The 12,142-nt window shown below is 57.6% G+C and carries 10 protein-coding genes; 4 read left to right on the top strand and 6 right to left on the bottom strand.

Annotation, left to right across the window (positions count from 1 at the left end; translation table 11 throughout):
• The first annotated feature begins 5 nt into the window (after positions 1 to 5).
• From LPB19_RS15515 to LPB19_RS15505, 3 genes are all read left to right on the top strand, one after another.
• Positions 6 to 251, top strand: coding sequence for a flagellar biosynthesis protein FlgE (locus LPB19_RS15515; protein WP_206643780.1), 246 nt, complete (start codon positions 6 to 8; stop codon positions 249 to 251).
• Between the two features lie 401 nt (positions 252 to 652).
• Positions 653 to 2,452 carry an acyl-CoA dehydrogenase C-terminal domain-containing protein gene (locus LPB19_RS15510; protein WP_206643779.1) on the top strand — a complete coding sequence of 600 codons (1,800 nt, stop codon included), beginning with the start codon at positions 653 to 655 and terminating at the stop codon, positions 2,450 to 2,452.
• A 205-nt stretch (positions 2,453 to 2,657) separates the two neighbouring features.
• The gene (locus LPB19_RS15505) at positions 2,658 to 4,448 is read left to right on the top strand and encodes an acyl-CoA dehydrogenase C-terminal domain-containing protein (RefSeq protein WP_206643778.1); all 1,791 of its coding nucleotides are present in this window, start codon (positions 2,658 to 2,660) and stop codon (positions 4,446 to 4,448) included.
• Between the two features lie 64 nt (positions 4,449 to 4,512).
• On the opposite strand, the gene LPB19_RS15500 is transcribed toward LPB19_RS15505, so the two are convergent.
• The 5 genes from LPB19_RS15500 to leuS all read right to left on the bottom strand — a co-directional run bounded on the left by LPB19_RS15500 (position 4,513) and on the right by leuS (position 9,882).
• Positions 4,513 to 5,148, bottom strand: a complete 636-nt coding sequence (locus LPB19_RS15500; protein WP_206643777.1) for an endonuclease — start codon at positions 5,146 to 5,148, stop codon at positions 4,513 to 4,515.
• A 176-nt stretch (positions 5,149 to 5,324) separates the two neighbouring features.
• Complete coding sequence (locus tag LPB19_RS15495) at positions 5,325 to 5,588, bottom strand: hypothetical protein (RefSeq protein WP_206643776.1); 264 nt, start codon at positions 5,586 to 5,588, stop codon at positions 5,325 to 5,327.
• Between the two features lie 100 nt (positions 5,589 to 5,688).
• Complete coding sequence (gene holA, locus LPB19_RS15490; protein ID WP_206643775.1) at positions 5,689 to 6,696, bottom strand: DNA polymerase III subunit delta; 1,008 nt, start codon at positions 6,694 to 6,696, stop codon at positions 5,689 to 5,691.
• Positions 6,693 to 7,295, bottom strand: coding sequence for an LPS-assembly lipoprotein LptE (locus tag LPB19_RS15485; protein WP_206643774.1), 603 nt, complete (start codon positions 7,293 to 7,295; stop codon positions 6,693 to 6,695). Before LPB19_RS15485 ends, holA begins: the two co-directional genes overlap by 4 nt.
• A 1-nt stretch (position 7,296) precedes the next feature.
• Positions 7,297 to 9,882: a leucine--tRNA ligase gene (leuS, locus tag LPB19_RS15480; RefSeq protein ID WP_206645822.1), complete on the bottom strand. Its 2,586-nt coding sequence runs from the start codon at positions 9,880 to 9,882 to the stop codon at positions 7,297 to 7,299.
• Positions 9,883 to 10,074: 192 nt separating this feature from the next.
• Between leuS and LPB19_RS15475 the strand changes: the two genes are divergently transcribed.
• Positions 10,075 to 10,623: a zinc ribbon-containing protein gene (locus tag LPB19_RS15475; protein WP_206643773.1), complete on the top strand. Its 549-nt coding sequence runs from the start codon at positions 10,075 to 10,077 to the stop codon at positions 10,621 to 10,623.
• Here the strand turns inward: LPB19_RS15475 and lnt are convergent.
• A complete protein-coding gene (gene lnt / locus LPB19_RS15470) occupies positions 10,592 to 12,139 on the bottom strand; it encodes an apolipoprotein N-acyltransferase (RefSeq protein WP_228289283.1) in 1,548 nt (515 codons plus the stop codon). The two genes, LPB19_RS15475 and lnt, sit on opposite strands and share 32 nt — an antisense overlap.
• Positions 12,140 to 12,142: the final 3 nt, after the last annotated feature.

Below are 12,142 nucleotides of genomic sequence, written 5' to 3'. Positions count from 1 at the left end.
TGGTTATGATCAACAATGCTTTGTCTGCGGGCCTTCAAGGTGTCCAGAGCAGCGTGGCCGGTATGGAGGGGGCTGCCCGAAAAATCGCCAGAGCCGGCATTGATGGTCCGCAAGGCAGCTCGGCAGCGAGCAGCACTCTGGCCGAGCCATTGATTGACCTCAAGCTTTACAAGCGAAGCGTTGAGGCCTCGGCGCAAGTCGTCAAGACAGCAGATGAAACGCTGGGCACTTTGCTCGACATCATGGCCTGATTCCGCCCGAATGATCTGAGTGCCGTTGCTCGGATAGCCCCGTTTTTCGCCTTCTCCTGTTCCCCGGTGTCAATCGATATCCCGGCCGTGTCGCCCGACAACGACTTTGCTACGCCGCCCGTAGTGCTACCGGCGACGGACTCCCTTTTCTCCTTATACCAATAAGACGGTCTCTTCTGATGCCCGGAATCTGGCGTTCCGCCATGCCGGATAGCGGCCTGGTGTGTGACATAGAGCAACACAAAATTCCTGCTCGGCTATTGACAATTCTGTGCTGCGAAACGTATGTTTCAAACAAGTGTTTAATTAACGCTGTGGCGCCCTTCGCTGCAGTGTCTGAGTAAACCCAAGGCTTATAGCTGCGTCCCGTTCAGCTGAGTCCGAGAACTGAGGTTGATTACATGCCTGAATACAAAGCGCCCCTGCGTGACATCAAATTCGTAATGACCGAGCTGCTGAACAGCGAGCAGCACTATGCCGGCCTGGAGGGTGCAGAGGATGCAACTCCGGATATGATCGATGCCATCATCGGGGAAGGAGCCAAATTCTGCGAGCAGGTTTTGTCTCCGCTCAATCAGGTGGGTGACAAGGAAGGTTGCACCTGGAGCGAAGATGGCGTGAAGACGCCGACAGGCTTCAAAGAAGCTTACCAGCAGTACGTAGAGGGCGGATGGCCTTCAATGACTGCGGATCCGAATTACGGTGGTCAGGGTCTGCCTCACTCTCTTGGTCTGGTTATGAGCGAGATGGTAGGTACCTCTAACTGGTCCTGGGGTATGTACCCCGGCCTGAGCCACGGTGCGACCAACACCATCGAGGCGCACGGTACGGAAGACCAGAAGCAGGTTTACCTGACCAAGCTGATCAGCGGCGAGTGGACCGGCACCATGTGTCTGACCGAGCCGCACTGTGGTTCTGATCTGGGTACCCTGCGTACCAAAGCCGAGCCGAATGCCGATGGCTCCTACGCCATCACCGGCACCAAGATCTTCATCTCCGCCGGTGAGCACGATATGGCGGAAAATATCGTTCACATCGTTCTGGCGCGCCTGCCGGGCGCTCCCGAAGGCACCAAGGGTATCTCCCTGTTTATCGTGCCCAAGCAGCTGCCGAACGAAGACGGCTCTGCCGGCGAGCGCAACGCGGTTTCCTGTGGTTCTCTTGAGCACAAGATGGGTATCCATGGCAACGCCACCTGCGTGATGAACTTCGACGGTGCCAAGGGCTGGCTGATCGGACCTGAGAACAAAGGTCTGAACTGTATGTTCACCTTCATGAACACCGCTCGTATCGGTACTGCTATCCAGGGTCTGGGTGCGTCTGAGCTGGGCTTCCAGGGCTCACTGGCCTACGCCAAGGATCGTCTGGCTATGCGTTCTCTGAGTGGTCCTAAGAACCCGGAAGGCATTGCCGACCCGATCATCGTTCACCCGGACGTGCGTCGCATGTTGCTGACCCAGAAGGTCGTGGCAGAGGGTGCCCGCGCCCTGATTTACCTGACTGCACAGCAGGTAGACATCGTTCACGGTGGCAAGACCGAGGAAGAGCGCAAGGCTGCTGACGAAGCGCTGAGCTTCCTGACGCCGATCGCCAAGGCCTTCCTGACCGAAATCGGTTACGAAGCGGCTAACCTGGGTATGCAGGTGTTCGGTGGCCACGGCTTTATCTCCGAGTGGGGCATGGAGCAGAATGTTCGTGACGCACGTATCGGTATGATTTACGAAGGTACTACCGGTATCCAGGCGCTGGATCTGCTGGGCCGTAAGGTTCTGATGACTCAGGGCGAGTCTCTGAAGGGCTTCACCAAGCAGGTGCACCTGTTCTGCAAAGAAAATGCAGACAATGAGCAGCTGAAAGAGTTTATCGAGCCGCTGGCTGCGATAAACAAGGAGTGGGGCGAGCTGACAATGAAGGTTGGCATGAACGCCATGAAGAACCGTGAGGAAGTGGGTGCGGCGTCTGTCGACTACCTGATGTACTCCGGTTACGCCGTGTTCGCATACCTTTGGGCGCGTATGGCGAAGGTTGCTCTGGACACCATGGCCGACGGAACCTCCGAAGAGATGTTCTACACCGCCAAGGTCCAGACAGCACGCTTCTACTTCAAGCGCATGCTGCCGCGTTCGAAGGCGCACGCTGAAATGATGCTGGCAGGCGCTGACAGCGTGATGGACATGCCTGAGGAAGCGTTCGCTTTCTGAGCTTGAGGGTGTCGAAACGCGTCCTGTAGTTCCAAGCCCGCACTCTCAGGAGGCGGGCTTTTTTGTGAAGTCAATAATATATTTGGGGTAGAATAGGCCCCTATTGAAAATGCGTGGTGGGCATTCGGTACTGGCAGCCGGAATGAAGTGTTGTCAGATTTGTCCAGCCGCCAGACAACATTGATAGAAATGCTGGAGAGTACAGATGGCCGATTACCAGGCGCCTTTGCGTGACATGCGCTTTGTTCTGAATGAAGTCTTTGATGCGCCGTCGCTTTGGGCTTCGCTGCCCAAGGTGGCGGAACATGTTGACCCGGAAACCGCCGACGCGATTCTGGAAGAGGCTGGCAAAATCTGCAGTGGCGTTCTCGCGCCTCTCAACCGTGAAGGTGACGAGCAGGGTAGCCGCTGGAATGACGGCGAAGTGACCGCTCCCGAAGGTTTCAAGGAAGCCTATCAGACCATCGTTGAGGGTGGCTGGAATGGCCTTGGCGGTAATCCGGAGTTTGGCGGTATGGGGATGCCCAAGACCCTGGTGGCGCAGTTTGAGGAAATGATGCAGGGTGCCAACATGGCCTTTGGTCTGGCGCCGATGCTGACGGCCGGTGCGTGCCTGGCGCTGGATGCTCATGGCAGTCAGGAGCTGAAGGAAAAATACCTGCCCAATATGTACTCAGGGGTCTGGTCCGGCGCGATGGACCTGACCGAGCCGCATGCCGGCACTGATCTGGGCATCATCCGCACCAAGGCTGAGCCGAACGACGATGGCTCGTTCAGTGTGACTGGCACCAAGATTTTTATCACTTGGGGCGAGCACGACATGGCCGAGAACATCATCCACCTGGTGCTCGCGAAGCTGCCCGATGCCCCGAAAGGGCCCAAGGGTATTTCCCTGTTCCTGGTGCCGAAGTTCATGGTCAACGAAGACGGTTCGCTGGGTGAGCGCAATACGCTGAGCTGTGGCTCCATCGAGAAGAAGATGGGGATCAAGGCTTCTGCAACCTGCGTGATGAACTTTGACGGCGCCAAAGGCTGGTTGGTCGGTGAAGAAAACAAAGGCCTGGCCGCTATGTTTACCATGATGAACTACGAGCGTCTGGGCGTGGGCATTCAGGGTATCGGTGCCGCCGAAGCCTCGCTGCAGAGCGCCCGTGAGTATGCCATGGAGCGTATCCAGAGCCGGGCACCGAGCGGTGCTCAGCAGCCGGACAAGGCCGCTGACCCGATTCTGGTCCACCCCGATGTGCGTCGCATGCTGCTGACGATGAAAGGCTATGTCGAAGGCGGTCGCGCCTTCTCCACCTACGTGGCGCAATGGCTGGATACCGCCAAGTACGCGGAAGATGAGGAGCGTCGCAAGCACGCCGAAGGCATGGTTGCCCTGCTGACCCCGGTTGCCAAAGCGTTCCTGACCGATCGCGGCCTGGAAACCTGTATTGCTGGTCAGCAAGTCTTCGGTGGGCATGGCTTTATCCGTGAGTGGGGTCAGGAGCAGTTGGTGCGTGATTGCCGGATCACCCAGATCTACGAGGGCACCAACGGTATTCAGGCGCTGGATCTGATGGGGCGTAAAGTGGTGGGCAGTCAGGGCAAGCTGTACGAGCTGTTTGCCCAGGATCTGGCGGCATTCATCGAAGTGAACAGTAGCGACGAAACCATGCGTCCGTTCCTTGAGCCTTTAGTGGCGGCGTTTGAGCGTCTGTCTGATGTCACCGAATTTGTTATCAAGCAGGCGGGGGATAACCCGGACGTCGTTGGTGCGGCCTCGGTTGACTACCTGGATCTGTTCGGCCTGACTGCACTGGGTTACATGTGGGCCAAGATTGCTAAGGCTGCTGCACCGAAAGCGGCGGAAGATGCATCCGGCTTCTACTCGGGCAAGGTCAAAACCGCCAGGTTCTACTTCGATCGGCTGCTGCCGAAAACGGTTTCTCTGGCCGAAGCGATTCGCAGTGGCAGTGACTCCATGATGGCGCTGACAGCTGACGAGTTCTAAGGCTGTCGAAGATGAAAAAAGCAGGCCCGGAGGCCTGCTTTTTTTTTGGTCTACCCTGTGATCGTTACAGTCTTTCAATTCGATCCGGGCTGGTTACAAAGGGGTTTTCATTGCCTTGGATTTCTGCAATCCGGCGATGACGAGTTAGCTCTGTGTCGTCGGGCGGATCCTGACGATTCCAGCCCTTGAACACCGGGGGTGCTCCCAGCCATGGCAGGCCATACGTGTCGACCATGTAGGCCATGGTGCGAGCGACGTCGCCTTTCACCCGCTCCGGCGGTTCGAAAAATCCTGCGCTTTCTCGCATGCCGCAGTCATCCGTGGGAATGCTCTGGTTCAGGTTTTCGTAGCGGACGTTATGGCGCTTCATTTCGAGCCGGTTATTGACAGGCACCATGTTGTGCAGGTCAGAAGCAATCTGACGATAGCGATTGTCCTGATCGCATTGACGGGACGTACCGCAGTCCAGCGCAGATCTTATGTCCGCCAGAGGGTAAACATAACCATCGGTGAGCATGAAGCCCTTGGTTTTGAATTCCTTTTCGCAGAAGAACGAGCTTCCTCCTCCGGCATAGAGGTTGTTCCAGAACTCTTGTTTGATCACGGTATCGGGATCGCTGAACCGAGTATTCTGGCCAATAACAACGCCGGTGGCGACCAGCAGTGAAAGAGCAGTTAGAGTTTGGATTTGTTTTTTCATACGCCTCAATGACCTCTCAGTGGCGGGAAGCGTTATTGTTGTATTGTTAGGTTTTTCACCTATTGGTCAAAAACCTGACGCTTCGTTCACCCACGCTGTGAAGTATGGCACATTGATTTTTATTAATAGAATGTATCTAGTTGAAAAATGTGTGCTTTTGTTATTTTGTTAACGTTTTATTTCAGTTTGTTGCGAATCTCTTCGTAGTTGTCTTTCAATGTTTGGCCCAGTTTCTCGGCGGCTTGTCGGGTTTCGTGGGAAGCGTTTTCTGCGTCATGGAGAATGTCTTCCAGTTTTGCACGGAATCGATCCCACTCCTTTTCAAGGTCGTCCCATTCGTCCTTAACGTCCTCTCGCGCCAGGTGCATCTGAACGCGAGCTTCGTCCCGATACTGTTTGATTTTTTCCGACAGTTTTTTCAGTTCGTCTTGAAATGACATGATGACCACCTCCTTGGTTGGTTATTCCTTAACCATGCGCCTAGGAGGAAAAAAGTGTCAAGATGCCAGATGCGCCGAAGCGGCTTTGGCTTGATCCAGATCAGTTACGCTGGGCGAGGTGGACCGAAAGATCGCGCAGGTAATGCCAGGGAGAGAGGTCGCCGAATCCCTTGGCGGCGCGATCGATCTGAGTGCAGATTTCGAGTGCCTGGTGAAGTTGGGGGGTATTCAGGCGCCGGGCTGCCTGTTCGATTACCCGGGCCCGTTGAGGCTGGAAGACGCCGCGCTTTTTCAGAAAAGCGGAAGGCGCATCGCCCTGGCTGGCGACGCTTTTCAGTTCAAGGATAAGGTTGAGATCGCGGCTGAGCACGGTCAGCATGCCGAGAGGATTTTCGCCCTCCTGCTGGAGTACGCCGATCATTTTGCCGGCATGGGGCGCACGACCCGCAAGCAGTTCGGTTGCCAGTTCGAAACCGTTGAAGCGAGAGCTGTCCAGTACGGCTTGCTCCACCGTTGCCTCGTCAATGGTTTCGCCTTTGGTGAGCAGTTGCAGGCGATCCATCTCTTGGCTGGCAGCCAGCAGGTTGCCTTCCAGTCGCTCGGCCAGCATGGAAAGGGCGCCTTGGGTAAGGTGCAGGCCCTGGCGGCTGGCTCTTTGCTTTAACCAGCCTTGGAACTTTTCGGCATCGACTGGCCAGACCGGCACGTGAACGCCTTTGTTTTGCAGTGATTTGTACCACTTTCGGCGCGTCTCTGCAGCGTCCAGCCGGGTGCTGATCAGCAGTAGGATTATGTCGTCGGTGGGGGCTTCCAGATAGCGTTCCAGTGCGTCTTTGCCCTTGCCGAGTTTTCCGTTGGGCAAGTGAATCTCAATCCGTCGGCGTTCTGCGAACAGCGACATGGCATTGAATTCGTCGGCAACGGTGCTCCAGTCCAACTGGTGATCGGCGTGAAAGGTGAGCCGGTCGTGGAAGCCTGCGTCCCTGGCGGCCTGGCGAATCTGGTCGCAGCACTCCTGGACCAGCAGAGGTTCATCGCCGGAAATGAGGTACACCGGCGCGAGCCCTTTCTTCAGCAGTTGTGGAAGTTGTGCGGTCTGCGTCTTCATGGCGAAGGTGTGGTCTCGGCTTCGGCTTCGGTCTCAGCCTCTTTCGATGCTTCGTGCGCTTGCCGGATTTCCTCGATACGGGCTTCAGTCAGGGGCGCGAGGCGAAAGATCACCTGCTGGGCGAGCCGATCATCAAGCTGGATTCGAAGGGCTTCCTCTTCCTGTCGCTTGGCAAGAACGTTGGTTTCGTCGTACCGGTAACTTTCGCTGGCGGTTAAGCGAGTGTCTGCGATCACCGGGACGCGATCCGCGCTGATCAGGTTCACATCCACAGAGCGTCGGACCGTGTATTCCGCTGCCGCAGCCTGGGCCGTAATGGCCGACGCCCGGCGGTTTTCCTGGAACTCGCTCAGGCTAAGAACGTACGCGGCATCCGCCTCAGGCTGAAGGTCCACTTCACCCAGTTCCAGCTGAGTGCGAACCGAACTACAGAGCGTCTCGGGTATTTGTTGCGTGCAGGCGACAGCAAGCGGTTGCAGTGCAGGGGAAACTGGCGGCGCGCCGCGCAACTGAAAGCCACAGCCACTCACGCCGGCCAACAATAGGATTGCTGCCAGCGTGGATGGGCGAGAAGGGTTCAGTGCTCGGCGCGGGGCCATATCAGTTCGCCACCACGTTGACCAGTTTGCCGGGCACCACAATCACCTTGCGTACGGTTTTCCCTTCGGTGAAGCGCTGAACGTTTTCGTTGTCCAGAGCGAGTGCTTCCAGATCGTCCTTGGTGATGTTCGCAGGGACCTCTTGCTTGGCCCGGACCTTGCCGTTGACCTGAAGTACGATCTGCAGTTCGCTGCGCACCATCGCTTTCTCGTCGGCTTTCGGCCAGCGGGCGTCGACCACCGGCTCTTCGTGGCCAAGCGCTTGCCACAAGGCGTGACATGCGTGCGGTGCGATCGGCGCCAGAAGCAACACCGCGGTATTCAGTGCTTCCTGGCGAACAGCGCGGCTTTGCGGTTCGTTGTCGCCCAGTTTGCCAACCTCGTTGAGGAGTTCCATTACTGCGGCAATGGCGGTGTTGAAGGTCAGCCGTCGGCTCAGATCATCGCTTACTTTAGCGATAGTTTCATGGGTCTTGCGCCGCAGGTTTTTCTGGTGGTCTTGCAGTTCGGCCGCGTTCAGGGTTGGCGCTGGACCTTCTGCGGTATGCTCGCCCACCATGCGCCACAGGCGCTTAAGGAAACGATGCGCACCTTCGACACCGCTGTCGGACCATTCCAGGGATTGCTCCGGAGGCGCGGCAAACATCATGAACAGGCGAACGGTATCGGCGCCGTATTGGTCAATGATCGCCTGCGGGTCGATGCCGTTGTTCTTGGACTTGGACATCTTGGTGACGCCGCCGGTAACGACGGGTTCTCCGTCTTGCTTGTGAATGGCGCGAACCGGTTGGCCTTTTTCGTCCCGCTCGACGGTGACGTCGGCGGGTGAAATCCACACCTTGCCGCCCTTGTCATCTTCACGGTAATAGGTTTCGGCCAGCACCATGCCCTGGCACAGCAGACGCTTGAACGGCTCGGAACTGGTCACAAGGCCCACGTCCCGCAGCAGCTTGTGGAAGAATCGGGCGTACAGCAGGTGCAGGATGGCGTGCTCAATGCCGCCAATGTACTGATCCACGGGAAGCCAGTAATTGGCCGCGGATGGGTCCAGCATGCCCTGGTCATAATTCGGGCTGCAGAAACGCGCGTAATACCAGGACGACTCCATGAAGGTGTCGAACGTATCGGTTTCAAGTGTGGCCGGCTGACCTTCAAAGGTGGTCTTGGCCCACTCCGGGTCAGCTTTGATCGGCGACTGCACACCGTCCATTTCGACCTCTTCCGGCAGGCGCACCGGCAGCTGATCGTCCGGTACCGGGCGCTCGGTGCCGTCGGCCAGTGTCATCATGGGGATGGGTGCGCCCCAGTACCGTTGGCGAGAGACGCCCCAGTCCCGCAGTCGGTAATTCACGGTCCGCTTGCCGAGGCCGTTGTCTTCAAGGTAATCGGCGATGGCGTCAAAGGCCTCTTCGCTGGTCAGGCCGCTGTACTTGCCGGAGGAGACCAGGGTGCCTTTCTCGGTGAAGGCTGCTTCCTGCACGTCGATTTCCCGGCTATCTCTTGCGGCGATAACCTGTTTGATGCGCAGGCGGTATTTACGGGCAAATTCGTGGTCGCGCTCGTCGTGGCCGGGCACCGCCATAAGGGCACCTGTGCCGTAGTCGGTCAGTACGAAATTGGCAATCCAGACCGGGATTTCTTCCTGGGTCAGCGGGTGAATGGCCTTGAAGCCGGTATCAATCCCTTTCTTTTCCATGGTGGCCATTTCGGCCTCGGCCACTTTACTGTTGCGGCACTCGTCGACAAACTCGGCTACATCGCGATGGCGCTCAGCTGCGGCCTTGGCCAGAGGGTGCTCGGCGGCGACAGCCATGTAGCTGACTCCCATCAGGGTGTCCGGTCGTGTGGTGTAGACCGTCAGACCGTCGTCACTGTCTTTGAGCGGGAAGGTCAGTTCGGTACCAACGGACTTGCCGATCCAGTTGCGCTGCATGGTTTTGACCTGTTCCGGCCAGTCATCCAGTTCATCCAGATCGTTCAGCAGTTCTTCGGCGTAATCAGTGATGCGAATGAACCACTGGGGAATCTTCTTCTGCTCGACCAGCGCGCCAGAGCGCCAGCCGCGGCCATCCACGACCTGCTCGTTTGCCAGAACGGTCTGGTCGACAGGGTCCCAGTTCACGGTGGACATCTTCTTGTACACCAGGCCTTTTTCGTACAGCCGGGCGAAGAACCATTGCTCCCAGCGGTAGTAGTCCGGGCTGCAGGTGGCGAGTTCCCGGTTCCAGTCATACCCGAAGCCCAGCTGCTTGAGCTGGTTCTTCATGTACTCAATGTTGGCGTAGGTCCACTTCGCTGGTGCGGTTTTGTTGGCAATGGCGGCATTTTCCGCAGGCAGGCCAAAGGCATCCCAGCCCATGGGTTGCATCACGTTCTTGCCCTGCATGCGTTGGTAACGGGAAATGGCATCGCCGATGGTGTAGTTGCGAACATGCCCCATATGCAGCTTGCCGCTGGGGTAGGGGAACATGGACAGGCAGTAGTATTTTGGCTTGCCCGGTTCTTCTTTCACCTCGAAGGTTTTGTTTTCTTCCCAGAATTTGCGGGCATTCTGTTCTACGTTACCTGGATTGTATTGCTCGTCCATTCCTGCCATTACCAAAGTTACCCTATAACAAAATGATGTTCGGAGCGGCCGGTCATTCTAACGCACCCACGCTCCAACAGGTAGTCTGCCAATCCGCGAATCCTGTGCCATGATTAGGAGGTGCTGAATGCCGGCGGCGGCCCGTTTTCCCAAGGCCGACGCCTTCCTTCCGGACTGTGTTGAGGAGTCGTTATGAGCGAGCCCGAACGTAATCATCTTTCAGGAAAAGCACTGGAGGTTTATGACCGGATGCTCGAACGGGTTCAGGCCCGGTTGAAATCCCTGCCTGACGTGACGGTTCAGGCGCTTGAGGACGAAGTCGAGAAGGCGGTCGAGTTCGAATACGAGCTGGAGGAGATGACACGGGAGGAGACAGACCTTCTCGGGGCCTACCTGGAACGCGATCTGAAACACCTGATGCATTTCGTGGAGGAGACTGGTGAAGGGCTGCAGGAATGGCTGCAGCTGGACCTCGCGCTCCTGGAACACCAGTTAGCCGACCGCCTGTTATCTGTCGCAGACAAGACTCTGGTGGACACGCTGGAGCTGAAACAGAAACTGGAAAACACCGATGCCGGCCACTACATCTCGGGAGAAGTGGCAACCGCGGGTATGTTTCGTTGTCTGAACTGCAGTCATATGCGCTGCCTGACGGCCACGAGTCACCTGGAACCCTGCGAGGCGTGCGGCTCCCACTATTATGAGCGGGTCACGAGCCGCTGGCCGAGACCGGAGGAATAACGCGTTCGCGAACAAACACCACCAGGATCAGGGCGAATGTCAGGGCCGGCCAGGAGCCGGTTTGCATAAACGGTGTGCTGCCCTCGGCGACAAAAACTTCGCCTCGGAGTGTAACGCGCTCAAACTGCGGCGTTGCTTGGGTGATTTCACCCAGGTGGTTGATAATGGCCGTGACGCCATTGTTGGTGCCGCGCAGCATGTACCTGCCGGTCTCCATGGCTCGCATGCGGGCGATCTGCAAGTGTTGCAGAGGCCCGATGGAAGCCCCGAACCAGCCATCGTTACTGATCGTCAGCAGCAAGCCTGACTGGCGGCTGTTGAAGGCAACAAAATCCGGGTACGCCACTTCGTAGCAGATGAAGGGCATGATCTGTGTGTCGCCGGCCTTTAGTGGCGACTGGTATTCAGGGCCCCGGCTGAAGCTGCTCATGGGCAAGTCGAAGAAGCCAATCAGGCCTCGCAGCATGCCCTCGAGAGGCACGTACTCACCAAAAGGCACCAGCTTCTGTTTGTGGTAGATGCCCTCGCCCTGGCCAATGGCCATGATGCTGTTGTGAAACGTAAAGTCTTCGAGCCTTTCACTGAAGCCGTACCAGGGTATGCCGGTAATCAGCGTGCTGTCGTCGCCCAGGCGTCCGCCGATGTGATCTATGATCTCGCCTGCCTTGTCCTGGGGAATGGGTATGGCTGTCTCGGGCCAGAGGATCAGGTCGGTATCCCAGTGGCCGTTGGTCATGGTCAGGTAGGTGACGATCTGGTCCCGCAGAAAATCCGGATCCCATTTGATTTGCTGGGGAATATTACCCTGCATGGCCGCAAAGCTGGTGGGCGTGTCGCTGATCTGTGTCCATGCCACCTTTTTCAGTTGGGGGGCGAGCAACCAGGGGATCAGGGCGAGGATGAGGGTTGTTGCCAGGGCACCCCACTTGCGATGTCGGGCTAGCCAGAGGGCGCCGTAGGCTGCAGCACCCGTTGTCACGATCCATAGCGTAATACCGTGCACGCCGACCAGCGGTGCCAGGCCGCCCAGTGGGCCGTCAGTGTGTGCGGTGCCCAGGTATAGCCAGGGGAATCCGGTCAGCAACCAGCCGCGCAGCCAGTCGCCCAGGAGCCAGATCGCCGGAAACAGAATCAACCGGCGAATCCGGTTCTCTTTGGCCAGCTTGCCCCAAAACCAGAAAGCCAGTCCGTGGAACAGGGCCAGGCCTGCTACAAACAGGGTGGTCAGCAGAACGGCGACGGGAATGGACGTGTTGCCGTATTCGCTGATACTGATGTACACCCAGCTGGCACCGCTACCGAACAGCCCGAGCCCGGTCAGCCAGCCGGCGCGGAACAGCTTTTCGGGTGCGAGCGGGATGGCGACCAGAAGTATCAGGAACACCGACAGGGGGCCAAACCACCACTGCTCGAACGGTGAGAAGGTCAGCGTCTGCAAGGCCCCAGAGGCAAGCAGTACCAGCGGCGCCAGCCAGCGGTTACCCGTGAGTGCGAAGGGGAGGTCTTTCAGTGTGATTGA

The sequence above is a fragment of the Marinobacter salinisoli genome, from assembly GCF_017301335.1.
GTDB classification, from domain to species: Bacteria; Pseudomonadota; Gammaproteobacteria; order Pseudomonadales; family Oleiphilaceae; genus Marinobacter; species Marinobacter salinisoli.
The sequence above is the reverse complement of the archived record's forward strand: the minus strand, read 5'-3'. Positions and strand labels throughout refer to the sequence as shown.